The sequence below is a fragment of the Streptomyces sp. NBC_01471 genome, assembly GCF_041438865.1.
Taxonomy (GTDB): Bacteria; Actinomycetota; Actinomycetes; order Streptomycetales; family Streptomycetaceae; genus Streptomyces.
In genome coordinates this window covers 1154052-1179662 of sequence record NZ_CP109450.1, presented here as the reverse complement: position 1 = coordinate 1179662, position 25611 = coordinate 1154052, and the positions used below count along the sequence as shown (strand labels likewise).

Sequence of the window (25611 nt, the reverse complement as noted above, 5' to 3'; positions counted from 1 at the left end):
GGACGGGGCACGGACCGGACGGCCCCCGGGCGCCGGGGGAGGACATATGGGGAACCGGCAGTTGCCTGTGTTGCCGAAGTACCGGACGGACGCGGTGACACGTCGGCTGTGTGCGTCGGCTCATCTGGACGAGGGATTCGCCCGGCAGGTCCATGAGGAGTTCACCGCCGACGGGATGACCGCGACCGGGCTGACTCTCGGCGTCAATCTGGTGGCCCTGGTACGGCATGCCACTGCGGCGGTCGGACGTTCCGACGTGCGGGACCGCCGGCTCAGTTGGCTCTTCGGCGCGCTCGTGGCGGCGGTGATCATGTTGCTCTGCGGGATCGTCGACGGGCTTTCCGGGCTCGCTGCGGCAGGTGGCTGCGCGATCCTTGCCGTTCTCGGGACCGCGTGGTGGTGCGTTCACCGGGCGGAGAGCGAGGCCCGCGCCGTCGCGCTCGCCGTTTTCTGGACCGGCGCCAGGCCCGAGGATCTGGCGCCGGCCGTGTCCCCGGAGGTGGAGGGGCGGCTGCTGGAGATGAAGCGCGCCAACGTGGTGCCGTACGCGGCGGGAGCCGAGCGCACCAGTCCGTTCGTCGGCAGCGGGACGAAGATCAAGGAGGTCGTCTGGCAGCCCATGGACATCAGCCGCCCTGCTGACGCCCCCGGTGGTGGCAGCCTGACCATCACACCCTTCGACGCCGTCGACCTGCACACCTATGTGGCCAAGGAGATGGCGAAGATCGCCGGGCTCGAAGGGTTGCGGGCGCGGAACAGGCTCTATGTGCTGGGTACCCATGTTCCCCTCGTCGGGCCGGATTTGCTGCCCGATCCGCTGGGCCGCCCCTGCGCGCAGATCCCCAGTCGACTGGTGCAGGCCGGACTGATGCAGCCCGGTGCGGGGACGCGCACCTATCTCAGCCTGGAGCGGGTCGGCGACGGCGGACGGGTGATCGTGTCGATGCATCTGCGGGCCCGGCTGCAACACCCCAGCCTCTCCTGGGAAGTCGCCGCCTACGGAATCCCTCCGGTCAGCAGGACCTTCCACCGTGTCGATCGTCTGCCGCCCGACGGTTTCGAGCGGTGGTGGAGCCTGGTCCGGCTGGCGACGGTACAGACCTGGCCCGCGCTGCGCGGCGCGCCGCGCCGGAACCATCGCCGGGGCTCCGATGCGAACCGCAAGGCACGGGCGTTGGAGAAGTGGCGGAAGGACATCAGCAAGCGCCACGCGGCATACGACTACGGGGCGGTCGACAGCCTGCGCGAACGCGTCTCGTCCACAAGGGAGTTGGGTCACTCGGACCGTACGGACTCCCAGGACTTCCTGTACCGGCTCCAGCAGGGCGTACTGATCGCCACGGAGCGGTTCCTGAAGGACCACCACGTCGACACCAGCTCGTTCGACCGGGCGCAGCAGGTCATCAACACCCAGACGTACAACTTCTCCGGGGACGTGAACGGCCCCAGCAACTTCGGCGACAACGGCCGGATCGCGTCGTACGGACCGGGGGCACAGCCGTCCGGAGCCGCCGGGCACGGCGCCGGACAGCCCTGACCCGCCGGAAGTACCGGCGCATTCGATGATCAGGAGTATGGATGAGCACGTTCAATTTCCACGGCGGGGTCTCCGGGCCCAGCAACTTCGGTGACGGCGGGAAGATCGAGATCCACCATCACGGGGTGGGCCCGGCCGAAGCGATGCGGCTCGCGGGCGAACTCGTACAGCAGCTTCGTACCGAAGGCCGCCCCGCGCTTGCCGCGGAAGCCGAGGCGGTGCGCGGCGAGCTGGCGCGGGCCGGTCAGGGGCAGCTCCCCACGGATCAGGGGCGGATCCGGCAGGCCCTGGAGACCATCTCGCTCGGGCTGGCCACGGGCAGCGGGGGACTGCAGCTCGTAAGGGAGCTGGGCCGCGTCGTCGGACTGTGAGCCGGCCAGGGCCGCGGTGTCCGGTCACCGCGGCCCTGCCCGCGGTGACCGGAACCGCCGCCCGGCTCATTTCACCTGTACGACGGCCTTGGCCCTGGTCGTTCCATGACCGAGGTCCAGTTCGAGTCCTGAGCGGAGCGGTACGGTCTGCCCCGCTGCGATCTCCTGGGTCGTGCCGTCCGCGCGGGTGCCGGTCCACGGGGTGCCCGAACGGTTCGCCAGTCCGAACTTGCCCGGTTTCTGCGGGTGTTCGGTCAGTTCTGCGACCAGCGTGTCATCGCTGTAGTCGTGCCGGCCGGGCTCCGGCAGCAGATGGTGGATGTGCACCCGCGAGGTACGGTGCAGCCGGATGTGCCGCTCCGCGCGCGGCGGGGCAGTGGTGAGCACGAGCCGGGGCGGCAGGATCAGCGTGCTGCCGCAGGACCAGCATGCTCCGGCCGTGCTCTGTGCCGGCTGGGTCATGTTCTGCCGGCCGCAGTGGGCACAGTCGATCACCGAGTCGAGTGCGGCCCGCAGAGCATCCCGCCACTCCGATTCCCGTACCCGGGCCGCCGGATCCCGCAGTCCGGTCGTGAAGTTCTTCGTGAACAGATCCCGCAGCGACGGCGGAGCCACGGCCCAGGTCGCGAGAACGGTACTCTGCTCGACGGGGTCGGGTTCATTGGCGGCGTCGTGCGGATCGAAGACGAACAGCGGCTCCGCGCCGTACAGCCGCTTCTCAGCTGCCTCGTCCAGGCAGTGGATGGCCAGCTCCTTGCGGCCTTTCATCGGGTGATGGTTCATCAGGAACATGAACAGCAGCACCGAGAGGGAGTGCAGGTCGCTCTGGGTGCCGGGCGCCGCACCGCTGTCCCCGCGTACCAGTTCCGGCGCCATGAATTCCATGGTCCCGGAGATGCCGCTGCTGTCTCCTTCCACCACGGCGTTGTCGTTGTCGCACACCCGGACGTCCCCGGTGACCGGGTCGAAGAAGATGTTGCCCCACGAGATGTCCCGGTAGGCGATGCCCCGGGAATGCAGCGTCTGATAGGCCTCCACCGTGTACAGGCAGGCGGTCAGCAGCGCGCGCGGTGTGGTGCTCAGCTGCCTCTTGAACAGCATGGGCAGGCCCTTGAAACGGTCGGGGCGGACGTCCATGAGATAGCCGAACGCGCCGTTCACACCCTCGACGTACGCCGTGGGCCAGAGAAAGCGGTCGTCGTGGAGGTCACGGGCCACCAGCTGTCGCACGATGTCCTGCTGTGCGGGGGTGGCGCACGCCGGGTAGTACCACTTGAGCGCCTTGTCGCCGCCGTGTGTCCGCACCCGGTACACCTCGCCCTGCCCGCCGGCCCCGAGCATGCCGGTGACCTCCACCTCCTCCCCGTCGTCCGAGGTGAGGAGGGTGCCGTTGTCGAGCATTCCCGTCATGGTCTCTCCGTTATCCGTCTTCTTCGAGGGGCGGCAGGCACCGCCGGGCCGCGACCAGCGTGGTGTCGTCGCCGGAGAACTGTGCTGCCTTCGCCAGCCATTCGGGCAGCACCTCCCGTACGCGGGCGGTGCCCTCCGCGGACAGCCGCTCGCCCAGGCCGGTCATGAACTCGGTGAAGCCCCGGTCCGATGCGAAGCTCTTGGACAGGCCGTCCGTGGAGAGGGCGACGAGCCGGGGCAGGCGCGACGGATCGGTGACCGGGGCCCAGTGCATCCGCACCAGACGCCAGGCGTCGCGGCTGCACAACGACTCCGTCTCGTCGCCCAGTTCCGCCTCGACCGGGGCCAGCGGTGATTCCACCCGGCCGTCGTCACCCACCAGAGTCAGGTCGCCGTCACCGAGCTGCCAGGCGGCGAACAGCTGCGGAGTGAGGACGGCGCCGATGAGCGTGGTGCCGTACAGCACGAGCTTCTGCTCATCGGTGGCTGCCGGGTCGGCCCGCTGCTCCGACTCCTGGAGGCGCTCCCAGTTGCCGAGCGCCTCCTTCCGCCAGGCGCTGACGAGCCGGCGGGGGAAGGAGTACTGGGCGTGGTTCAGCAGCCAGGCCAGACTCGGCGGCCCGTCCGTGCCCGCGCCGGCGGCGAGTTCGCCGAACTGCTCCGCCTGACGGGTGAACGTGTCCACCGCGAACCGCGCACCGAGGCTGCTCCGCGCGTGTGCGGCCGAGCCGTGGCCGTCGGCGACCGCGAGGATCAGCGGCTCCTTCGCCGTGCCGCGTCCTTCGGCGTGGTGGAAGTCCTGGTTGCGCGGTTTGTTCACGCCCTGGACGGTGCCGGTGAGCGTGGTCCAGTCCGGTACGGGCGGCTCGTGCACCGCCGCTTCGTGCACCTGTGGCTCGCTCACCACACGTCGTCATCGTCGTCGTCCAGCACCGGCGGAGCATAGGGCGGCTGCGTCACCTTGGTGGTCGCAGAGCCCGCGACAGGTTGCGAAGCGGCCTTGACCGCAGCGGTCGAGGCCCAACGGATCGCCGCGGCAAGCTGCTTGGGGCTGTTGGCGTCCAGCGGCTGGAGCTCCGGATTGCCGAGGAACTCCTGCAGCACGCTCCGGTCGGCGTCCGTTCCGATGGCGATGGCCACCCGTACCGCCTTCCTGCCCCACGGCGTTTCGTCGATCGCCTTCAGCCCCGCCTTCCAGTCGTCGGTGGGCACCCCGTCCGAGACCAGTGCCAGCACCGGTTTGAGCGCACGCTGCGGCATGGGCGGGGTACGGAGCTCCGCTGCCACCACGTGCAGTGCCTCACCCAGATTGGTTGTCCCGTCCACCTGTACGTCCTGCCAGACGAAGTCGTCGACCGGTACCGGGTCCTTGTGGTGCCACTGAGCGGTGGTGGAGAACGTGAGCGTACGCAGCAGAAGCTGGGCCGCCGGATTGTCGTCCGCGACGGCACGCATCTCCGGGACCGCCTCCCGGATCGCGTAGTTGAGCTGGCCGATCTTCTCACCCAGCATGGAGTACGAGCAGTCCAGCAGCCAGATGAAGTGGACCGGCCGGTTTGCCATCGGTCCGCCGGGGATGTCACTCACTTCGGGTCCTTCCTTCGATTTCGTCGTTTCTGCCGGAGGTGCCGCAGAAGTGCGTCAACCGCCCAACCCTGTGATGAGGTACCGGGCGAGCAGCGAGAGCAGGGCGACCGGGACGACCGTCGCGGTGATGAACAGGGCCAGCGCGAGCCGCCGCCCCCTGGCCACATGTGGTGTGACGACTCCCATGCTGCCTCCGGTCACCCCTTCACCCGCTCAGTCCCGGTCTCAGTCCCGGTCGCGGCTCCGGCACGCGGTCCGGGAAGATCCACCGGGGGCTCTTCGGCGACGAGCGCCCCGACGCGGAGTCCCGACCGGGCCAGCAACCACAGCACCGGCTCCGCGGCCCGCCGCTGCTCACCGTCGAGCGCGCCCGCACCGGTGGCCTCGTGTGCGCTCACCGCCCAGTAGCGGGCTGCCCCGAAGTCGTGGCGCACTCCACGGACCAGTGCGCCCAGGCCGATGCTCTCCAGCCAGCTGTCGATCCTGCTTCCCGGCACGGGCAGAGAAGCGGTCCTGTCCAGCACATCCCGTTTGGTGACCACCGTGGCGACCGGGATCCGCCGTCGGTGCCCGGTGAGCGCCGCGAGTTCACCGGTGATCCGCTGGTAGGTGTCCATGGGGCCCTGGTCGGCGGGACGGGCGGCGGCCGCCCGACCGGCGTCCTCGCCGTGCAGCGAGCGCCGGACGTGAGGTTCCGCGAGGACGTCGGCCACCAGGATCACACCGTCGGCATGGGCCAGGTACTGCTGCTCCCTGACCACGCCGGCGTCCCGCAGGGATTCGCCCATCGGGTCGTACAGATACAGCAGGCGCCACCGTCTGCCGTACCCGACGCGCAGCATGAGAGCCCTGGGCTGGCCACCCTGTGTCTTGCGTGCCCAACCGGTGCTGTCCACCTGCCGGCTGAGTGCCCCGGCGTCCTGGCGGTCGGTCAAGGAGGCGTACTCGACCTTCAGCCCGCTGCGCCGTGACCAGGACTGCAGTCCGGCGACCATCGCGGCCATCAGCATGGTCTTTCCGGAGGACGATCCGCCGATCAGCGGCAGGTGCACGACACGCAGACCGCCGACCGCTTCGGGCAGCCGCTGTGCGCAGTACGGACAGCCCGCGGCGAAGCCGCCCCGGCCGCCGAGTGTGCTGGTGGCCAGCCGTCGCCCGCAGCCGCAGATGTGCCACAGCACTCCGTACCGGCCGGGTTCCAGTTCGCGGTGGGCGGCGCCGCAGTCCGGGCAGAGGTGGACGGCCAGCCGGAACGGCAGGTAGCAGCCGGGATGCGGGCACTTCATCCGGATGCCCCTGGCGAGCCTCCAGAGCCGTTCCGCAGCGCGCAGGAGCCCCGCACCCGTCAGGGCGGACAGCCATGTCAGGCCGAGCAGCGCCCCGAAGACCAGCAGGACCAGTGAGGTGAACAGCGCCGCGAGCAGTGCGCCCAGGACCGCCCCGGCGGCCGTTCCCGGTGCCATGGCCCGCAACACCGTGCGGGTGAACCTGTTCACACCGCGGATCCCGGTGCCGGGCCGCCGTCCCCGCAGGAGCCGCCCGGCCGATCGGCTCAGCCACTCGGTGGTCAGCCGGTCCCGGATCGAGAACAGCCCGCCGCGCGCCGCGTCCCGCGCGTCCCGCCACATCTGGCCCGACCAGTAGGCGCGGTGCGCGGGCTCGCCCGTACCGACGCCCGGGGTACGCGGATCGGGCGCCCCGGCCCGCCGGGGGCCCAGCATGTTCCCCGCGGTCATCAGGGAGAGCCCCAGGAACATCCAGAGCGTGTATCCGAGACAGAGGGGGACGGCCACCGCGACGGTGCCCCACAGGGCCACGTTCACCAGAATCACGCTGACCGGCCGCCCTGGCGCGGCGGCTCCACGTCGCCCCGGCGCACGCCGTCCACGGAGGGCCGGCGGCCTCGCCCGGACAGGCGTCGGCCGATACGGCCGAGGGCCCCGGGCCGGTTCCAGTCGCCGAACTCCCGTACCCAGCCGCCTCCGGCGCGCGTCAGCTGTTCTTCCACGGCGGCGATGTCCGCATCGGGCAGCGCTCGTACGACCGGCCTGAGCACCTTGTCCAGCAGCGACGTCCGCGTTTCGTCCCAGGCCCGGCTTGCCCGCGGCCGTGCGGACCAGGCGCTGAAGCAGTCGGCCACGTACGCCGGGGTCACCCGGAGCCGGTCTCGGACGGCCTCCTCCCGCGCGGCGCGGCCGTATGCCGCGATGAGTTCCGGGTCGCCGGTGTCGATCAGCATGTACAGCTCGCCGTCCGGCGGGTCCGGGGACAGCAGACGCCTGGCGACCGCCCCGAAGGCCTGCTCCAGCACCCCCGCTTCGACGGGCTCCGCGACGGCCCGCAGCGCCACCGCGCGGTTTGCCCATCCGCTGTCGACCGCCCCTTCACCGAGGTCCCGGGCGAATTCGAGGAGCAGGAGGGCCGCCCGTACCCTCGAATTGAGCTCATCGGGGAAGCAGCGCAGTACGTCGCGCGCGAGATCCGGTGAATGGGGGTCGTCGCCGGGGGCATCGAGCGCGGCCGTGACGAGGTCGGACCAGGTTCCGGATGCGCGGAAGGGGTCCGACCCGGTCGCTCCCAGCAGCAGGCGTGCTTCGCCCGCCGTCATCGCGCCGCCGCCCCACACCAGCCGTACGGCAGTACGCAGCACCCGGGCATCGGCGAACAGAGAGACCCCGCCTGCCCGGACCACCTCATGCAGCACGGCGACGCGGTCGCTCCCGGCGGCTTCGGGAGCAGCGGGTGCCTCCGCGCACATGCGCAGATGGGGCAAGGTCTGAACCCCCGCGACAGACAGCGGAACGCGGGCGAGCAGCCGGGCAACCGCGGGTGGATCGTCCGCGGCGAGGCTGTCGAGTTCGCCGAGCAGGGCGGCACGGAACTCGAACCGGTCCTCCAGCACGGTACGTACGACAGGGGTGTACGCGCCGTCCGGATCGTTGATCAACGCGTGGGACAGCCGGCCCGCTGTCCTGTCCAGCAGATCCGCGCAGTCCAGGCCCAGGATGTCGGCGATATGCAGCAGTTCGACCGCTCGCGGCACGTCCTGCGATGAGTCGGTGATCCCGGTGCGCAGTTCGGGAGCGAGCTCGGCGGCGAGGCGCTGTCTGAGGTCCGCGGTGAGCGCGGAACCCCGCGGAAGGACAGCCCCGGGTACGGCGGCGCGGACCGCGTCGGTCAGTACGGCGCCCCCGAGCGGTGCCGTGACCGTGCGTGGCGCCCGGCCCGCGAGTGCCGTGAACAGCCGGGACAGGGCCAGTGATTCGGCGGGGAGCCGGGACGTCCCGGGTGTGCTCAGCGCCTCGGTGAGTCGTGCCAGCTCCGTGTCGTCCAGCGCGTCCGGGTGGGCGCACACCCAGTCGGCGGCTGCGGTACGACCGCCCGGACCGAGGGCGATCCCGGAACGGAGTGCGACGACGGCGAGGCGGCCCGCGTCGAACGGGCTGCCGGGCAGCGCCGCCGCTGCCTTGAACAGGTCCGGCGCCCCGCCCAGCCAGACCTCGGCCGCGATCCCGGCCCAGTGGTCCGCTTCGGACTGCGGGGGCTGCTGCCGGGCCGGCTCGCCGGGGCCCGCGGCGGTGCAGTCGAGCACCAGGTGGCGCTGGTCGTGGGCCGGCGCGGGCCCGTCGTCCGGCAGCACCCCGATGATCTGCTGCCGGGCCTGCTGCGGTCGCCTCGTATAGGTGGTGAAGGTGAGCCGGCGGGCGCTCTCGCGCGGCAGTACGGCGACGGCCAGCGCGATCCACCGGGCCACGTCGGCGCTGTCCCGCTCGATGAGCACGATCTGCGGTGCGGATTCCTCCTCGCTCAGCCTCCGCAGACCGGCGAAGAACACCGCGAGCCACGGGGCGCGCGAGGTGGCGAATCCCGCAGGCCCGTCCCAGTCGAAGCGGCCCGGCGCGGGCAGCGCCTCCAGCGGCACCGGCACCCCGCCGTCCGGGGTCCCGGTGGCCCATTGCGGGGAGCGCCAGGCGGTGATGGGCAGCGCACTGCCCGGCAGCTCTGGGCCTGCCGGCAGGTGCACGGCATGGGCGTGGAAATTGCCCCATCGCCCGCTGTAGTCGGCTCCGGTGTAGACCGTACGGGTCAGCAGCCGGCTGCCGTCCGCGAGTGAACTGTGGCTGAACGCCTCGGGGAACGAGGAGAGTTCGGCATCGGTGGGGCGGGGCGGGGCGCTGCGGGGCGGCTCGTAGCCGATGAACTGCTCGGCTTCCCTCAGCACCGACTCGGGCATCCCGGGGGTCACCGCTGTGAACCGGAACCCCGAACCATCGGCTCCCGGCGGCGCCGAGGTGTAGTGGAACTGTGCCAGGCTCATGCGTCGGCCTTCCGTACAGGCTTGCCGGAGTCGTGGGCCCTGCCGGGCTTGTCGAGGGGGAGGAGACCGCGCCGGCTGAGCAGCCACAGCAGCGGATCCTCGATACGCAGCGGCCGCGGCCCGGACTTGGGGGCATCGGCCGGGGCGTCCGGGGGCGGTGGAGAGCCGAGAGCCGAGAGCCCGAAGAGCGACAACTGGGCGAAGTCCCGCTCCAGTTGCCGCGTCAGGGCGCCGGAGTCCCAGCTCTCCATCAGCGAGCGCATCTCCTCGTGCACGGCCAGCCGTTCCTGCTCACTCACCAGCCCGCCGCTGTGCGGTGCGTTGCGGAGCAGCAGGGAGTGCGGGTCGAGCAATGGCTGAAGCATGTCGGTCTTGGTGACGGCGACGGCGATCGGGGTGGTGACCCGGCCGCGGGAGCCGCCGCGGCCGTGCGCGCGCAGCTGGGCGGCCAGGTCGGCGGCGATCTGCTGCGGGGACGTCTCCACCGCGGGCAGGGGCGGCCCTTCGCCGACCGGCAGCTGGTCACGTACGGAGCCGAGCTGGAGCGGGTCCACGAGCAGAATGACACCGTCGGCCGCGGCAAGGTAGTGGGTGTAACGGTCCATGGCCTCAGCGCTCTTCAGGTCCTCACCCGCGGCGTCGAAGAAGACGAGCGCGGTGTGCCGGCTGCCGTCTCCCAGCCGCCCGCGCCGGGGCAGACTCAGCCGGTAGAGCAGCGGGTCGTTGAAGCCCATGGCGGCGGGCCGGGTGGCCTCGGGCAGACGCAGCCGGTCGTACAGATCCTCCGACATCTCCCGGTCGCGGCGCTGGGTGTCGCTACCCATCGCGGCGATCGACGCGTTGTAGGCACGTCCCACCCGGTTGCGCAGCTCATTGACGAGCACGGAGACGTAGGTGCTCTTGCCGGACGCCTTCGCGCCGACCAGGGCGATGATGCGGCTGTCCTGGTCGCAGTAGTCACTGGGCAGGTCGCTGTGACAGCGGCGGCAGACCCTTACGTGCGTGGAGACACCGCAGCCGGGACAGGAGGCGCGTGCGCCGTTGCCGCGCAGTCCGCCCAGCGTGCGCGAGGGCAGGAAGACCGGGCCGCGCATCCGCTGCGCCGGGGGTGTGCCGGGTCCCATGAACTCGGCCCAGGCGTCGTCGCGTTCCGCGGCGCAGGGCGCGCCGCCGCGTAGCCCGGTGGTCGGCATCGGGCAGCGGAACGGCAGCCGTGCGGCCGGGGCGCGATCGAAGCAGTAGGGGCAAATGACGGTTGTCATGTCAGCGCATCACCAGGGTTGCGGGAGAGAGTTCCTCGAGGCGTACGTGGGCGGCCGGGGCGCCGAGCAGGAACCCCCTGAGAGCATAGGGAGGTTGGCAGACGTCGGCGGCGATCTCGTGTTCGACGGTGCCGGTACGGTACAGCTCCTCGCCCGTCAGCCGGAGGACGGTGGTGCCGTCGGCGGGGCCGGTCGGCCGCAGGGGCGACGGCCCCTCACCGCCGCGGGCGACCAGGACGAACTCCGGCAACTCCGAAGGGGAGTGGGCGTCCGGCGGGGAGAGCGTGATGTGCACGGTGGTGGGCTTCCTGCGCAGCGGGCGGCGGGCCCCCGGCACGATCCGGTAGGCGATGGTGAGCTCTGCGGGGAGAACGGCCTCGGTGCGGACGGGTGGCACGACGATCGTATCCGTCCCGCGCGGTAAGGAAGTTGCGGTGAAGTGCGCGGCGGTCGGCCCCACCGGGACGTACAGGCCTTCGCGCAGGAACACGCTGCGTGCGATCCGGTGCGGGGTGCACCGGCCGTCCTGCTCCGTGCTCACGGCCACCAGCCCGGTGTCCGCAGGCCAGTCGAAGGTGACCCTGGCGAGCCGGGCGGTCGTGCGGGTCACGGCGAGTGAGTGAACGGGGGCCGGTGCCTCGATCAGCACGCTGGGGCCGACGACAGCGCATCCGCCGAGGACCGCGACGGCGGTGACCCGGCTGAGGCTGCCCGGTGGGGCCACCAGGCCCCCGGCTCGCGGCGCCCAGGGCAGAGGAGCGGGCAACTGCCCGCCGGCGTCCGGTAGTTCCGTACCGGGTGCGGGCGGTTCGCCCGGCCACTCGACCAGTTTCACCTCGGCGTCCTCGCCGCCGGTCCAGCCGAACCGTACGACCCCGTCCCGCGCCACGGCGCTGAGCTCCCGCACGGGGGACGGCCAGGGACGGACGGTGACGCGCGCATCGGATCCGGTTGACTCGACGTCCAGGCCGTCCGCCGTGCGGTAGCGGCAGCTGATCCGGATCCGGTACTCGCCGGTCCGCAGTCCGTGCGCCGTGAACCGGCCGCCCGGGGGAGTGGCCACCTGCTTCTGGCCGCCGGGGCCCGTGAGCAGCACGGTGACACCGGCGGCCCCGGGCGGCTGCTCCCAGCCCACCTCGATTCGGGACCTCCCGGCGACCGGCCTGATACGGGTCACTTCCGGTGTGGCGCGCAGGGGAACGGAAACGAGCGGCGCGTCGTCGACGACCCCGTCGAGCATCGGCAGCACCGCGTACCGGACCTCGCTGCCCAGCGGGGGCCGTGGGTCGAGCGCGGCTCCGCCCGTCGCCTGCGGATGGACTTCCGCGAGGGATGCCGGGCCGCCGTTCGAGTCACGGGTGAGCCTGATGACACGCCAGGTCCTGTCGGCTGCCCGGGCGGTCCCGTCGGGCCAGGTGAGTCGGACGGCGTCCGCGGTGAGTTCCAGCCGCAGCGGGCGGGGAGAGCGGGCGGTGGGGCGGTGGGTCCGGATGAGGCCGCGCATCGCGACGGGGCAGTCGTGCGCCAGCCGGGCCGCGCGCAGATAGTGGCCGCCCGCTGCTGGTACGTCTCCTTCGCCCTCGGACGAGCGGGCCCTGTCGAGTGCGGCATCCGCCTCGCGCACCCGGGCGGTGACGGCCGCCAGCCTGCCCGCGAGGAAGGGGTCCCGTTCGCCGCACGGCAGCAGCAGCGCCGCCAGCCGGGCGGCCCGGCGCAGCCGGCCGCGCTCCCATTCGTCCTGCAGCCCCTCGGCCGCGGTCCGCTCTCCGGCGCTGAGCTGCCGTCGTGCGCCTGCGGCACGGACGAGCGCGGCGGCTTCCGCAGGATCGACACCGAGCGAGACCGCCGTGCTGGTCCGGCCGCCCTGCGGATGGCTCTGCAGAAGCTCGGTCAGCTGATAGAGCAGCACCCGTCGCAACGCGGTCCGGTCCTGACCGTGCAGCTCCGCCAGCTGCTCCAGCAGAACAGCCATGTCGGGCTTCTGCGCCCGCAGTCTGCGCAGCTCCTCACCATCGACCCGGCGCCGCCCTCGTGGCGCGCGCGGTACGAATACCCCGTCGAGCACACGCAGTGTCCCGCCGCGCGCGATAAGCGCCTCGCCGAGATGTCGCAGTCCGAGTCCGTGCTGCTGCGCGACCAGGTTTCCGTAGCGGGGAACGAGCGGGGAGAGGGGCAGCCACGGCAGGGCTCGGGGCAGCCCGAGGTGGTGCCCGAATTCCAGCTCCACCGTCTGCCCCCATGAACGTGCGCGTTCTCCCGGGGCCATCCCAGCAGATGACGGCCCATGGTGCCGGGGATTCCGGGATCTTGAGTCCACTCGTGCCCGAAAAGAGGGTGCGCGGCCGCCACCCCCGGTAGCCACGCACGGGCCGGAGCACGGAGAATCACCGCTATGAGCCCCGCCGAGACCCCGACCGCCTCCGCGACGCCCGCTCCCGGGCTGCGCGAGCGCAAGAAGCTGAAGACCCGGCAGACCATCCGGCGCGAGGCGTACCGCCTCTTCGCCGATCAGGGGTACGCGGCGACGACGGTCGAGCGGATCGCCGAGGCGGCCGAGGTCTCGCCCAGTACCTTCTTCCGGTACTTCCCCACGAAGGAGGACGTGGTCCTCGACGACGAGTACGCACCGGTCCTCGCCGACGCGTTGCGGTCCCGGCCCGCCGGGGAACCGGTCGTGGACGCCATCCGGCACGCGCTCACCGGCTCGCTGGCCCAACTCCTCGGCGCCGACCGGGAGGAGCTGCTGTTCAGGGCGCGGCTCGCCTGCACCGTCCCGGCCGTCAGGGTCCGTGCGGCGGACGAACAGCTGCGCAGTCAGGACGCCGTCGCCGCGCTGATCCTGGAGCGAACAGGCCGCGAACGGGGTGACCTTGAGGCGCACTGCGCGGCCGCGGCGGTCACCGCTGTCTTCTCGGCGGTCGTCCGGCACTGGACCGAGGGCGGCGGCGCCGAGGATCTCGCGGAGCTCTTCGACCGTCAACTGTCGCTGCTCACGGCAGGTTTGAGGATCTGACGGTGCCGATGTCACAGCCGGGGTGCGTCCCCGGCCCCGGTCTGCGGACCGGCAGGTTCGGGTCGTTCGGCCCGGGCGCGGGGGGATCGCCGAGCGGTCCGGTCGTGCTGGTCGAGTCCTACGGTGACCCCGCGGAGGCCGCCCCGCTGCTCCCCGGGGAGGAGCGGCTGGTGGCCCGTGCGGTGCCCTCCCGCAGGGCGGAGTTCGCGACGGCCCGCGCGTGCGCCCGTGCGGCGCTCGCCCAGCTCGGCGTGGCGCCCGCCGCCATCCTGAAGGGCGCCCGGGGCGAGCCGCTGTGGCCCGCCGGGATCGTCGGCGCCATGACGCACTGCGCCGGCTACCGCGCCGCCGCCGTGGCCCGCGCGGCCGATGTCGTGTCGCTGGGCATGGACGCCGAGCCCCACCTCCCGATGCCGGGGGACGGGGAGCTGGGCCTGGTCACCGTGGACGAGGAGCTCCGGTACCTGCCCGAGCTCGCCGCCCGGCGCCCCGAGGTCTGCTGGGACCGGCTGCTCTTCAGCGCCAAGGAGAGCGTGTACAAGGCGTGGTTCCCGATGACGGGCCGGTGGCTCGGTTTCGAGGACGCCGTGATCACCCCGGACCCGGACGCGGGCACGTTCACCGCACGGCTGCTCGTGCCCGGCCCCGTCGTCGGCGGGAAGCCGCTCACCGGCTTCGAGGGAACCTGGTCGGTCCAGGACGGGCTGATCCGCACCACTGTCTCCGTCGGTCACTGACACCTGCCGCGGGCGTACCCCGTTCCTCCGTCACCCGGTCGGGGACGGGGCGGCCGAGACTGCCGTGCCTCGCAGGTCAGCGATGTTCCGTGCTCGAAGAGTGCGTGAAGCATGCTCGTAACTGCGCTAAGGAAGGTTTTTCCGAGCAGCTATTGTCATTTGCGTGGAGTGCAGTGCAGGATCAGTGCATCTTGCAGACCAGAACACCAGATTCCGCTTTTGGGCGGGGTTCAGCAGGTCTGCGCTCCCCCGACCGCCCTCTACGCGGAGGTGACTGTGCCGGCCGCTGTGCCCAGGACCGCCGTGATCAACGGCAGGATCTTCGGCGTCCCGGTGGCGTACGGCGGCCGCATGGGCCAGGTCCATGTGACCAATGACGGGAACGCCGGTCAGGGCGCCTCCCTGACGACGGGCGTCAACGACGGCATCAAGGACATCGTCGCCGGACGCGAACCGGTCTCCGCGTGCGGCGGTCCTGGGCGCACCCGGCGCTCCGGCGGCGGCGACAGGATCCGCGCCGAGTTCGAGATGTCCATCGCGCTGACCACCGAGTGACCTGCCCCACCACCCTCCCATCCGTACAACTGCGTTCAAGGAGCACCATGCAAGACCTCCGTATCGGCGTGGTCGGCCTCGGTCTGCGGGCCAGTCTGGCCGATGCCGCCCACCGTCCCGGCGCGGGGTCCGTCGTGACCGCCGTCGCCGACACCGACCCCGCCGTGCGGGCCAAGGTGGCGGACCGGTTCGCCGGGGCGGTCGCGGTGGACGACTACCGCGAGCTGCTCGACGGCGACACTGTGGACGCCGTCATCGTGGCCACCCCCGACGACACCCACGAGGCCATCGCCTGCGACATCCTGCGCGCGGGCAGGCCGGTGTACGTGGAGAAGCCGCTCGGCATCACCGTCGAGCAGTGCGACACCATCCTGCGCACCGCCCACGAGACCGGCTCCCGGCTCTACGTCGGCCACAACATGCGGCACATGGGGGTGGTGCGCCTGATGCGCGACATCATCGCGCGCGGCGACATCGGTGAGCCGAAGACCGTGTGGGTACGGCACTTCGTCTCGTACGGCGGCGACTACTACTTCAAGGACTGGCACGCCGACCGCACCCGCACCACCGGACTGCTGCTCCAGAAGGCCGCGCACGACATCGACGTGGTGCACTGGCTGGCGAACGGCTACACCTCGCGCGTCAACGCCATGGGCGACCTGATGATGTACGGGGACCTGCCGCGCCGCGAGCCGGGCACCCCCCGGCCCGAGGGCTGGCTGCGGGAGTTCGACTGGCCGCCGGCCACCCGCAAGGACCTCCACCACGTGGTGGACGTCGAGGACGTGTCCGTCATGAACATGCGGCTGGACAACGGCGTGATCGCCGCCTACCAGCAGTGCCACTTCAGCCCCGACTACTTCCGCAACTACACGGTCATCGGGACCGAGGGGCGGCTGGAGAACTTCGGTGACCGGCCGGGCGACGAGGTCAGGGTCTGGAACACCGGGCCGACCGACTACCGTGCCGACGCCGACGCGGTGTACCGGGTGCCGGAGTCGAAGGGCTCGCACGGCGGTGCGGACGGGCGGATCATCGCCGAGTTCTGCCGCTTCGCCAGGGACGGCGGCGTGACCGACACCTCGCCGGTCGCCGCCCGGATGAGTGTGGCCGCCGGCGTGATGGCCACGCAGTCGCTGCGGGCCGGCGGTGCACCGTACGACGTGCCGCCGCTGGACCCGGAGCTGATCGCCTACTTCGAGTCGGGCCAGCAGCGGGGCGCACAGGACGCGGCCCCGGCGCTCACACCGCGATGACCTCGACACCGGCGTCGGTGAAGAGAGCTGTCATCTCCTCGCTGATGCCGGTGTCCGTGACCAGCGTGTCCACCTGGTCGGTGGTGCAGATCCTGGCGAAGGCGCGGGTGCCGAGCTTGGTGGAGTCCGCTGCGACGACCACCCGCTCGGCGCGCTCGCACAGCAGCCGGTTGATGCCCGCCTCGTCCTCGTGGTGCGCCGCGGCGCCGTGGACGACGTCGAAGCCGTTCACCCCGAGCACGGCGGTGTCCATGGTGATCTGGCCGAGGACACCGTCGGCGAGGGGGCCCGTCAGCTCGTACGACTGGGGGCGGGCCACCCCGCCGGTCACGACGATCTTGAACTGGGGTCTGATCGCCAGCTCGTTGGCGATGTTCAGCGCGTTGGTCACGACGGTGAGGGCCGGGGTGCCGGACGCCAGGTCGGGCCGGACGGCGAGCGCGCGGGCCACCTCCGTGGTGGTGGTGCCGCCCGTCAGGCCGACCGCCTCGCCCGCGGTGATCAGCTCGGCGACGGCCTGCGCGATGCGCTGCTTCTCGGAGGCGCGCCGGGCCGTCTTGTAGCGTAGCGGGAGCTCATAGCTGACACCGTGGACGACGGCGCCGCCACGGGTGCGCACCAGCATCTGCTGCTGGGCGAGTTGGTCGAAATCGCGCCTGATGGTGGCGGCCGAGACATCGAGCGCGAGAGCCGCCGCTTCGACGTCGAGGCGGCCCTGCTCGACGAGCAGTTCCAGGAGTGCCTTCCAACGCGCGTCGCGGGACTGGGACATCTCTCGCACTCTCCTCTTCGGTGGAACGCTGTGACCTTAACCCAGAAACGTCTACTTGCTTGATTGTGCTTGAAACAACGCAGTATCTTGCAGAAGCAATCATTACCTTGAGGGGTGGATCAGCATGAGCCATGTCCAGAACGAGCTGGCCAGTCAGCCCGAGTGCTGGGAGCGCGCCGCGGCGCTGGCCGGGAGCCAGGCGGCGGCGCTGCCGGCCGCCGGGGAGCGCGTCGCGATCGTCGGCTGCGGTACCTCGTGGTTCATGGCGCAGGCCGCTGCCGCGCTGCGTGAGGGAGCCGGCCAGGGCGAGACCGACGCCTTCGCCGCGTCCGAGTTCCCCTTCAGCCGCACCTATGACCGGGTGATCGCGCTCAGCCGCTCGGGCACCACGACCGAGGTGCTCGAACTCCTCGCCAGGGTACGGGGACAGGCCCGCACGACCGCCATCACGGGTGACCCCAAGACCCCGGTCATGGAAGCCGCCGACGACATCGTCGTCCTCGACTTCGCCGACGAGCGGTCCGTCGTCCAGACCCGGTTCGCCACCACCGCGCTCACCCTGCTCCGGGCCCACCTCGGCCTGCACACGGACGCCGTGGTGGCCGACGTGCGGACCGCGCTCGCCGAGCCGCTGCCCGAAGGGCTCGTCGACTGCTCGCAGTTCACCTTCCTCGGCCGTGGCTGGAGCAACGGCCTGGCCCAGGAGGCCGCGCTCAAGATGCGGGAGGCGTCGCTCTCCTGGACCGAGGCGTACCCGGCCATGGAGTACCGCCACGGTCCGATCAGCATCACCACCGAGGGCACCGCCACCTGGATGTTCGGCGAGGCCCCCGAGGGCCTCGCCGAGCAGGTCGGCTCCACCGGCGGGATGTGGGTGGCCGGGGGCCTCGACCCGCTGGCCGAGCTGGTACGGGCGCAGCGCCTCGCCGTCGCCATCGCGGCCGCGCGCGGCCTCGACCCGGACTCGCCGCGCCACCTCACCCGCTCCGTCATCCTCGACGAGGGCTGAGCGATGGCACTTGCCGAGAGCGGCGCGCTGGTCGCCGACGCCGCCGCGCGGCGTAGCGCGGTGGCCGCGTTCAACATCATCACGCTGGAGCACGCGGAGGCGGTGATCTCCGGGGCGGAGGCCGCCGGCGCCCCGGTCATCCTCCAGATCAGCGAGAACGCGGTGAAGTACCGGCAGGGCCAGGTGCTTCCACTGGCCCGCGCCGCCGCCGAACTGGCCGGGGCGGCCTCCGTCCCGGTCGCTCTCCACCTCGATCACGTGAAGAGCGACGCCCTGCTGCGGCAGGCCGCCGACGCCGGGTTCAGCTCGGTGATGTACGACGCCGCGCACCTTCCGTACGCGGAGAACCTCGCCGCGACCCGGGACGCGGCCGGCTGGGCGCACGCCCGGGGGCTCTGGATCGAGGCCGAGTTGGGCGAGGTCGGCGGCAAGGACGGGGCGGCGCCGCTGGACGCGCACGCCCCGGGTGCGCGGACCCGCCCGGACGAGGCCGCTGCCTTTGTGGCCGAGTCCGGCGTGGACGCGCTCGCCGTGGCGATCGGCAGCTCGCACGCGATGACCTCGCGGACCGCGGTGCTGGACCACGGACTGCTCGGCCGGCTGCGGGACGCCCTCGGCGTGCCGCTGGTACTGCACGGCTCATCGGGGGTGCCGGACGCCGAACTGTCGGCGGCCGTCACCGGCGGCATCGCCAAGGTCAACATCGGTACGGCGCTGAACATCGCCATGACCGCGGCCATCCGTGAGGTGCTGACCGCTCAGCCCGAGGCGGTCGACTCGCGCAAGTACCTCAAGGCCGGGCGGCAGGCGATGGCGGACACCGTCACCAGGCTGGTCGAACTGGTCGGAGCCGCCGTCTGACGAGGCGGTCGCGGCCCGGGCCGGCGGCGGGTACGGAAGCGTGCCTGCCGCTGCCCGGTCCTGCCGGGCCGGCGGGCTGATCACCGCCGTTCGCGCGTGGTGACGCGGTTCTTACGCCCCTGCTCACGAGCGGTTCTTGCCGCCCTGCTCACGCCGGGCCGCGCCCACTCACTTCAGCCGGGCCACGGCCCACTTCGTCTCCTGGGCCAGCATCCCGAGGCTCCGCTGGGCGGACTTGCCCATTCCGGCGTGCAGGTCCCCGGCGACGGCCAGCGACTCCCGGGCGACGGGCGCGAGCCCCGCCCCGGCGGCGGCCAGAGCGAGTTCGAAGTGTTCGGCCGCGACCATCCGGCCCAGACCCAGCCGCCGCCACCCGCGCTCGGAACCCTCCGTGTCGAGGATCTCCGGGACCGGCCGCAGAGTCCGCCAGGCCGTGGGCAGGTCGCCGGTGCGCCGCTGGAGCTCGGCGAGCCTGCGGCAGGCCGTCCCCCGGTCACGGGGCCCGTCCGCCAGTGCGGCATACCCGGACTGGGCGCGGGCCGCCTGGCCGAGGTCGCCGAGCGCCTCCAGCTCGACACTCAGCACCCGCAGCAGATCGGCCTGTTCCCCGGTGGCGTCCAGGATGCGCAGCAGCGCGACCCGCGCATCCTCGGTCCGGCCCTGCCGCCTGGCCAGCCGTATCCAGGTCAACTCCGGCTCCCGCGCCGGATCCTCGCCCAGCTGCGAGCCGTCGGGCCCGCGCGCCCACTCCACGACGGCGCCGGGGTGCTCGGGTATCTCCGGCAGCCCCCACCGGACGGCCTGCGGCGCGGCGCGGGCGGCGCGCAGCAGCGGCAGATCCTCAGCGCTGCCGTGCAGAGCGACCAGCACGGCGGCGAGGCGCAGCTCCTCGCTGGTCCCCGCGCCGGCGGTCTCGGCCGCCAGCAGGTGGCGCAGCAGCGGCAGATCGCGGTCCTGCCGGTCGAACTGCGCCGCACGCAGCACCGTGGCGCGCCGCGCGATGTCGCCTGCCACCTCGGTCCACTGCGCCGTGTCGTCCCGGAGCCGGGCCAGATCCGCCAGACCGGGGCTCAGCACCGTCTCGCGCAGGGGCGGGCGCGGATGCGGGTCGAGCCGCGCACGGGCCCGGCCGCCGGCCGCGTCGAGCAGCAGGTGGTCCGGCTCGGTACGGAGCAGCGCCGTGTGCAGCCGGGCGAACAGCTCGGCGGGGGAGCGGTCGGGCAGGCCCAGTGCCCCGCGCAGTGCGGCCCGCCGGGCGTCGAGATCCGGCAGCGACTCCCGTATCGCCTCCTCCGACGCGGCCACCGCGGCCGGCAGCCGCGCCTCGGCGTCGGCGGGGGACAGGTGCACCAGACCGTGCCACCCGGGCAGTCCGACCGTCAGCTCCAGCGCCTCGTCGGCGCTCGCGGCGACGAGCCCGGCCGCGCCGTCGGCCGAGGCGTACAGCACGGGCCCCCCGCCGCACACGAAGTACGTACCGCCCGTGCCGTCCCCGGCCACCGCCTCCAGCGGGGCACCCGACGCCAGCCGGACCGCCGCGCCGTGCGCCGCCCCGGCCAGGTCGAAACCGAAGGGGCGCGCGGCCGCTTCGGCCAGCTCCGGCCGGTCCCCGAGGAGACCGATGGCACGTCCGTAAACCGTCATACGGGAAACGTAACAGCCATGTCCGACATGACTCCCACGCCGGTTGCACGAGGTCCCGGGCCCGTGGGACACGCCGGCCCGTGGGACATGCCAGGAAGGCCAACGGCAGAGGCGTTCCGCGTATCACTCGCGCCGGGGGCGACCGCGTGGAGAGAGAATGACCGCCATGACTCCGCAGCACCTCATCGACCGTGCCCGGCTGCTCGCCGGGGCCGGGCACCGGCGGATCCTCGGCATCGCGGGGCCACCGGGCGCCGGGAAGTCCACCCTCGCCGCCGGTCTCGCCGACGCGCTCGGGCCGAGCGCCGTCGTGGTCCCGATGGACGGCTTCCACCTCGCCGGGGCCGAACTGCGCCGCCTCGGCCGCGCCGACCGCAAGGGCGCCCCCGACACCTTCGACGAGGCCGGGTACGCGGCCCTGCTGGCCCGGCTGCGTACGCCCGGCAGCGACGTGGTGTACGCGCCCGCCTTCGACCGCGCGCTGGAGGAGCCCGTCGCGGGGTCCGTGCCGGTCGCCCCCGGTGTCCCGCTCGTGATCACCGAGGGGAACTACCTGCTGCACTGGCCGCGGGTGCGGGCCCTGCTCGACGAGGCCTGGTTCATCGGTCCGGAGAGCCCCGGGGGTCCTGCGGACGCCGCACGCGTCCGCAGGCTCGTCGAGCGTCACATCCGGCACGGCAGGAGCCGCGCGGAGGCCGAGCGCTGGGTGCACCGGTCCGACGAGGCCAACGCCCGGCTGATCGAGCAGACCAGGGACCGGGCCGGTCTGGTCGTGCCGTACCCCTGAACACCGCGTCCCGGGCCGCCGCCTCACTCGGCGTCGCGTCCGCGGGCGCGGCCCGGCAGGATGGGGCCATGTCCTCCGAACCCGTACCGTTCACCGCCGACGACTACCGCGCCCGTATGGCCCGTGCCGCTCGGAGCGCGGCGGAGGCCGGACTCGCCGGAGTGCTGGTCGCACCCGGCCCCGACCTCGTCCACCTCACCGGCTACCGGCCGACCGCCGCCACCGAGCGGATGACACTGCTGGTCATCACGGCCGGGCAGGACCCGGTTCTCGTCGTACCGGCGCTTGAGGCCGCGGACGCCGAGCACGCCGTCGGCGCCCCCGCGCTCACCCTCCTGGACTGGACGGACGGGAAGGATCCGTACGGCATCGCCGCCGCGCTCCTCAGCCCGGACGGCCGCTTCGCGGTCAGCGACAACGGCTGGGCGATGCATCTGCTCGGGCTCCAGCGCGCCCTGCCCGACAGCTCGTACCTGTCGCTGACGGAGGCCCTGCCGATGCTGCGCGCGGTGAAGGACGCGCCCGAGCTGGCCCGGCTCGAAGCGGCGGGCGCCGCGGCCGACGCGGCGTACGAGGAGATCCTCACGGTCCGTTTCTCCGGGCGCAGGGAGACCGACGTCGCAGCCGATCTGGCCGCGCTGCTGCGGCAGTTCGGTCACTCCCAGGTGGACTTCACGGTCGTCGGTTCGGGCCCCAACGGCGCCAACCCGCACCACGAGGCGGGCGAACGGGTCATCGGGACCGGCGACATGGTCGTCCTGGACTTCGGCGGCCTCAAGGACGGGTACGGCTCGGACACCTCCCGCACCGTCCACGTCGGCGCCCCGGGCGCCGAGGAGCAGCGGGTGCACGACATCGTCCGTGCGGCGCAGGACGCGGGCTGCCGGGCGGTGCGTCCCGGGATCGCCTGCCAGGAGATCGACCGGGTGGCGCGCGCCGTCATCACCGACGCCGGGTACGGCGAGCGCTTCATCCACCGCACCGGCCACGGCATCGGGGTCACCACGCATGAGCCCCCGTACATGATCGAGGGCGAGGAGCAGCCGCTGGTGCCCGGTATGTGCTTCTCCGTCGAGCCGGGCATCTACCTGCCCGGCCGTTTCGGCGTCCGGATCGAGGACATCGTCACCGTCACCGAGGACGGCGGACGGCGGCTGAACACCACCCGGCGTGAGCTGGCCGTCGTCGAGTGACCGCCCGGCCCGCCCCGGTCACCTCACCCGTGGCGGGCTCCTACGCATCCGCCAGCACGACACACGATTCCGGCGGCAGCAGCAACAGCCCGTCGGCGCCCGGCGGCCGGACCGGCTCCCAGGAGGCCAGGGTCCGGCTGCCGCGCCCGTTCAGCGGGATCCGCGCCGGTTCGTCGCCGAGGTTGACCGCGATCCGCAGATCGCCCCTGCGGAGCGCCAGCCACCGTGCCGCCTCGTCGTACGCCACCTTGACCGCGGCCAGATCCGCGTCGACCAGGTCGGGGCAGGTGCGGCGCAGCGTGATCAGCTCGCGGTACCAGGCGAGCAGCCGCGAGTGGTGGCCGCCGTCCAGCTCACCCCAGTTCAGACAGGACCGCTCCCTGGTGGCGGGAGACTGGGGGTCGGGGATGTCCCCCTCCGCCCAGCCGTGCTCGGCGAACTCCCGCCGCCGCCCGTTCCGTACGGCCTCCGCCAGATCCGGGTCGGTGTGGTCGGTGAAGAACTGCCACGGGGTGCCCGCCCCCCACTCCTCGCCCATGAACAGCATCGGTACGGACGGCGCGGTGAGCACCAGGGTCGCCGCGCACGCCAGCAGGCCGGGCGACAGGGACGCCGAGAGGCGGTCGCCGAGCGCCCTGTTGCCGATCTGGTCGTGGGTCTGCGCGAAGCCGACGAAGCGGTGCGCGGGCGTCGACGCACGGTGCACGGGCCGGCCGTGGGTCCGGCCGCGGAACGTCGAGTACGTGCCGTCGTGGAAGAAGACGCGGGTGAGCGTCTTGGCCAGGGCGGCCAGCGGCTCCCGGGCGAAGTCCGCGTAGTACCCCTGGGACTCACCGGTCAGGGCGGTGTGCAGGGCGTGGTGGAAGTCGTCGTTCCACTGGGCGTGCACACCGAGACCGCCCGCCGCGCGGGGGGCCGTCGTCCGCGGATCGCAGAGATCCGACTCCGCGATCAGGAAGAGCGGCCGCCCGAGACCGGCCGAGAGCGCGTCGGTCGCGGCGGACAGCTCCTCCAGGAAGGTCAGCGCCCGCCCGTCGGCGAGTGCGTGGACGGCGTCCAGGCGCAGTCCGTCGATCCGGTAGTCGCGCAGCCAGGCCAGCGCGCTCCCCAGCAGATACGCCCGGACCTCGTCGGACCCGGGTGCGTCCAGGTTCACCGCGGAGCCCCACGGCGTGTGGTGGGTGTCGGTGAAGTACGGCCCGTAGGAGGGCAGATGGTTGCCGGACGGGCCCAGGTGGTTGTGGACCACGTCCAGGACGACCCCGAGCCCCCGCTCGTGAGCCGCGTCGACGAAGCGCTTCAGCCCCTCGGGGCCGCCGTACGGTTCGTGCACCGCCCACAGCGAGACCCCCTCGTACCCCCAGCCGTGCCGGCCGGGGAAGGGGCAGACCGGCATCAGCTCCACATGGGTGACCCCCAGCGCGGCCAGATGGTCCAGCCGCCCGGCCGCCGCGTCGAAGGTGCCCTCCGGGGTGTACGTGCCGATGTGCAGCTCGTACAGGACGGCGCCCGGCAGCGCGCGGCCCGGCCACTCCTGGCGCCACTGGTACGCGTCGTGCGCGACGACGGCGCTCAGCCCGTCGGGTCCTGCGGGCTGACGGCGCGAGCGCGGGTCGGGCAGCACAGGGCCGCCGTCGAGCCGGAAGCCGTAGTGGTCGCCGCCCGCCGCGTCCGCGGTGACGGCCCACCAGCCGTCCCGCAGCGGATCGGGCTCCATGGCCAGCTCCCGTCCGGCCAGCTCCAGCATGACTTCGCTCTTCTCCGGTGCCCATACATCGAACAGCACAGCATCCCCTAGGGCCACTCGTCGGATCATGTCGTCGGGACCGCCATCGGCCGGCAGGCTCTCATCTTGACAAGATCAGGGGCTGGAGCGAGCGCACTCGGGCCATTAGGGTCGCGAGCCATGAGGATTCCGCCGCTGCCCGCCTTCCCGCCCGGTTTCCTGTGGGGCGCCTCCGCTTCCGCCTTCCAGACCGAGGGAGCGGCGGGCACCGACGGCAAGGGCCCGTCCGGCTGGGACGTCTTCGCCGCCCGGCCGGGCCGTATCAAGGACGGTGCCGACGGCTCGCGCGGCACCGGCTTCTACGAGCACTACCGCGAGGACGTGGCGCTGCTCGCCGGGCTCGGCGCCGGAGCCTTCCGCTTCTCGGTGAGCTGGCCGCGCGTCGTCCCGGACGGCTCGGGCGCCCTCAACCCGGCGGGTCTCGACTTCTACGACCGGCTCGTCGACGAACTGTGCGGCCGGGGCATCACCCCCGCGCCGACGCTCTACCACTGGGACACCCCGCTCGCGCTCGAACGGGACGGCGGCTGGCTCAACCGTGACACCGCGTACCGCTTCGCCGACTACGCGGGGGCCGTCGCCGAACGTCTCGCCGACCGGGTCCCGATGTGGATCACCATCAACGAACCGGCCGAGGTGACGCTCCTCGGCTACGCGCTGGGCGAGCACGCCCCCGGCAGGAAGCTGCTCTTCGACGCGCTGCCCGCCGCCCACCACCAACTGCTCGCGCACGGCCTCGCCGTCGGAGCGCTGCGCGCGGCCGGGGCCTCCGCCGTCGGGATCGCCGTCTCGCACACTCCGGTCTGGACGGCGGGCGAGAGCGAGGAGGACCGGTTCGGGGCCGGGCTCTACGACACGCTCTCCAACTGGCTGTTCGCCGACCCGCTCCTCACCGGCGCCTACCCCGACGAGAACTTCGCGGCCCTGATGCCGGGACCGGTCGCCGACGACCTGGAGACCATCTCGGCCCCGCTCGACTGGTACGGGGTCAACTACTACAACCCCACCCTCGTCGGCGCGCCCGCCCCGCAGGCCCTCGACACCTTCGCCGGGTTCGACATACCTCCCGAACTGCCCTTCGGCATACGGGAGATAGCCGGGTACGACCGCACCGACTTCGGCTGGCCGGTGGTCCCCGACGGGCTGCGCGACATGCTGATCCAGCTGGAGAACCGGTACGGCGACCGGCTGCCACCGCTCTACATCACCGAGAACGGCTGCAGCTACGACGGTCTGCGGGACGCCCGCAGGATCGACTTCCTCGACGGCCATCTGCGCGCCCTGCACGCGGCCATGGACGAGGGGGTCGACGTCCGCGGCTACTTCACCTGGTCGCTCACCGACAACTTCGAGTGGATCGAGGGGAACGCCCAACGGTTCGGCCTGGTCCACGTGGACTACGAGACGATGGTGCGCACCCCGAAGGACTCCTACCGGTGGTACCGCGAGGTGATCCGCAGTTCACAGGCCGGACTCCCTTACGAACACCCCCCGCGATGATCAATACTTCAAC

Annotated in this window: 22 protein-coding genes; 11 read left to right on the top strand and 11 right to left on the bottom strand. The window is 72.4% G+C overall.

Features of this window, described 5'->3' with window-relative positions; genetic code table 11:
* Nucleotides 1-67 precede the first annotated feature (67 nt).
* Nucleotides 68-1537, top strand: coding sequence for a hypothetical protein (locus OG285_RS05185; RefSeq protein ID WP_371793455.1), 1470 nt, complete (start codon nucleotides 68-70; stop codon nucleotides 1535-1537).
* Between the two features lie 41 nt (nucleotides 1538-1578).
* On the top strand, nucleotides 1579-1908 hold the full coding sequence (locus OG285_RS05180; RefSeq protein ID WP_371790288.1) for a hypothetical protein: 330 nt from the start codon (nucleotides 1579-1581) through the stop codon (nucleotides 1906-1908).
* Nucleotides 1909-1974: 66 nt separating this feature from the next.
* Here the strand turns inward: OG285_RS05180 and OG285_RS05175 are convergent, their stop codons facing one another.
* From OG285_RS05175 to OG285_RS05140, 8 genes are all read right to left on the bottom strand, one after another.
* Nucleotides 1975-3318, bottom strand: coding sequence for a protein kinase (locus OG285_RS05175; RefSeq protein ID WP_371790287.1), 1344 nt, complete (start codon nucleotides 3316-3318; stop codon nucleotides 1975-1977).
* A 10-nt stretch (nucleotides 3319-3328) separates the two neighbouring features.
* Nucleotides 3329-4222, bottom strand: a complete 894-nt coding sequence (locus OG285_RS05170) for a protein phosphatase 2C domain-containing protein (protein WP_371790286.1) — start codon at nucleotides 4220-4222, stop codon at nucleotides 3329-3331.
* On the bottom strand, nucleotides 4219-4881 hold the full coding sequence (locus OG285_RS05165; RefSeq protein WP_371793454.1) for a tellurium resistance protein: 663 nt from the start codon (nucleotides 4879-4881) through the stop codon (nucleotides 4219-4221). The genes OG285_RS05170 and OG285_RS05165 overlap by 4 nt, the downstream gene beginning before the upstream one ends.
* Nucleotides 4882-4959: 78 nt before the next feature.
* Nucleotides 4960-5091: a hypothetical protein gene (locus tag OG285_RS05160; RefSeq protein WP_356835158.1), complete on the bottom strand. Its 132-nt coding sequence runs from the start codon at nucleotides 5089-5091 to the stop codon at nucleotides 4960-4962.
* An 11-nt stretch (nucleotides 5092-5102) separates the two neighbouring features.
* A complete protein-coding gene (locus tag OG285_RS05155) occupies nucleotides 5103-6728 on the bottom strand; it encodes a hypothetical protein (protein WP_371790285.1) in 1626 nt (541 codons plus the stop codon).
* 5 nt (nucleotides 6729-6733) lie between these two features.
* Complete coding sequence (locus tag OG285_RS05150; RefSeq protein ID WP_371790284.1) at nucleotides 6734-9223, bottom strand: GTPase-associated protein 1-related protein; 2490 nt, start codon at nucleotides 9221-9223, stop codon at nucleotides 6734-6736.
* Complete coding sequence (locus tag OG285_RS05145; RefSeq protein ID WP_371790283.1) at nucleotides 9220-10485, bottom strand: hypothetical protein; 1266 nt, start codon at nucleotides 10483-10485, stop codon at nucleotides 9220-9222. Before OG285_RS05145 ends, OG285_RS05150 begins: the two co-directional genes overlap by 4 nt.
* A gap of 1 nt (nucleotide 10486) precedes the next feature.
* Nucleotides 10487-12712 carry a hypothetical protein gene (locus tag OG285_RS05140; RefSeq protein ID WP_371790282.1) on the bottom strand — a complete coding sequence of 742 codons (2226 nt, stop codon included), beginning with the start codon at nucleotides 12710-12712 and terminating at the stop codon, nucleotides 10487-10489.
* Between the two features lie 165 nt (nucleotides 12713-12877).
* Between OG285_RS05140 and OG285_RS05135 the strand changes: the two genes are divergently transcribed.
* The 4 genes from OG285_RS05135 (at nucleotide 12878) to OG285_RS05120 (ending at nucleotide 16046) form a co-directional block, all read left to right on the top strand.
* The gene (locus tag OG285_RS05135; protein ID WP_371790281.1) at nucleotides 12878-13498 is read left to right on the top strand and encodes a TetR family transcriptional regulator; all 621 of its coding nucleotides are present in this window, start codon (nucleotides 12878-12880) and stop codon (nucleotides 13496-13498) included.
* 2 nt (nucleotides 13499-13500) lie between these two features.
* Nucleotides 13501-14235 carry a 4'-phosphopantetheinyl transferase superfamily protein gene (locus OG285_RS05130; protein ID WP_356835145.1) on the top strand — a complete coding sequence of 245 codons (735 nt, stop codon included), beginning with the start codon at nucleotides 13501-13503 and terminating at the stop codon, nucleotides 14233-14235.
* 276 nt (nucleotides 14236-14511) lie between these two features.
* Nucleotides 14512-14790, top strand: coding sequence for a hypothetical protein (locus OG285_RS05125; protein ID WP_356835143.1), 279 nt, complete (start codon nucleotides 14512-14514; stop codon nucleotides 14788-14790).
* 47 nt (nucleotides 14791-14837) lie between these two features.
* Nucleotides 14838-16046 (top strand): Gfo/Idh/MocA family protein, encoded by a 1209-nt coding sequence (locus tag OG285_RS05120; RefSeq protein WP_371790280.1) that lies wholly within the window; start codon nucleotides 14838-14840, stop codon nucleotides 16044-16046.
* Here OG285_RS05120 and OG285_RS05115 read toward each other — a convergent pair.
* A complete protein-coding gene (locus OG285_RS05115; RefSeq protein ID WP_266851854.1) occupies nucleotides 16033-16818 on the bottom strand; it encodes a DeoR/GlpR family DNA-binding transcription regulator in 786 nt (261 codons plus the stop codon). The genes OG285_RS05120 and OG285_RS05115 overlap by 14 nt on opposite strands.
* 124 nt (nucleotides 16819-16942) lie before the next feature.
* Between OG285_RS05115 and OG285_RS05110 the strand changes: the two genes are divergently transcribed.
* Together OG285_RS05110 and OG285_RS05105 are read left to right on the top strand one after the other, a co-directional pair.
* Complete coding sequence (locus OG285_RS05110; RefSeq protein WP_371790279.1) at nucleotides 16943-17827, top strand: SIS domain-containing protein; 885 nt, start codon at nucleotides 16943-16945, stop codon at nucleotides 17825-17827.
* A 3-nt stretch (nucleotides 17828-17830) separates the two neighbouring features.
* Complete coding sequence (locus tag OG285_RS05105) at nucleotides 17831-18688, top strand: class II fructose-bisphosphate aldolase (RefSeq protein WP_356835136.1); 858 nt, start codon at nucleotides 17831-17833, stop codon at nucleotides 18686-18688.
* 168 nt (nucleotides 18689-18856) lie between these two features.
* Here OG285_RS05105 and OG285_RS05100 read toward each other — a convergent pair whose 3' ends face one another.
* On the bottom strand, nucleotides 18857-20332 hold the full coding sequence (locus OG285_RS05100) for a hypothetical protein (RefSeq protein ID WP_356835134.1): 1476 nt from the start codon (nucleotides 20330-20332) through the stop codon (nucleotides 18857-18859).
* Nucleotides 20333-20498: 166 nt separating this feature from the next.
* Between OG285_RS05100 and OG285_RS05095 the strand changes: the two genes are divergently transcribed.
* Together OG285_RS05095 and OG285_RS05090 are read left to right on the top strand one after the other, a co-directional pair.
* Complete coding sequence (locus OG285_RS05095; RefSeq protein ID WP_371793453.1) at nucleotides 20499-21119, top strand: nucleoside/nucleotide kinase family protein; 621 nt, start codon at nucleotides 20499-20501, stop codon at nucleotides 21117-21119.
* Between the two features lie 68 nt (nucleotides 21120-21187).
* Nucleotides 21188-22312, top strand: a complete 1125-nt coding sequence (locus tag OG285_RS05090) for an aminopeptidase P family protein (RefSeq protein ID WP_371790278.1) — start codon at nucleotides 21188-21190, stop codon at nucleotides 22310-22312.
* 40 nt (nucleotides 22313-22352) lie between these two features.
* Here OG285_RS05090 and treZ read toward each other — a convergent pair whose 3' ends face one another.
* Nucleotides 22353-24098 carry a malto-oligosyltrehalose trehalohydrolase gene (gene treZ / locus OG285_RS05085; RefSeq protein ID WP_371790277.1) on the bottom strand — a complete coding sequence of 582 codons (1746 nt, stop codon included), beginning with the start codon at nucleotides 24096-24098 and terminating at the stop codon, nucleotides 22353-22355.
* 120 nt (nucleotides 24099-24218) lie between these two features.
* On the opposite strand from treZ, the gene OG285_RS05080 reads away from it, so the two are divergent.
* Nucleotides 24219-25598, top strand: a complete 1380-nt coding sequence (locus tag OG285_RS05080) for a GH1 family beta-glucosidase (RefSeq protein WP_356835128.1) — start codon at nucleotides 24219-24221, stop codon at nucleotides 25596-25598.
* The last annotated feature ends 13 nt before the right edge of the window (nucleotides 25599-25611 follow it).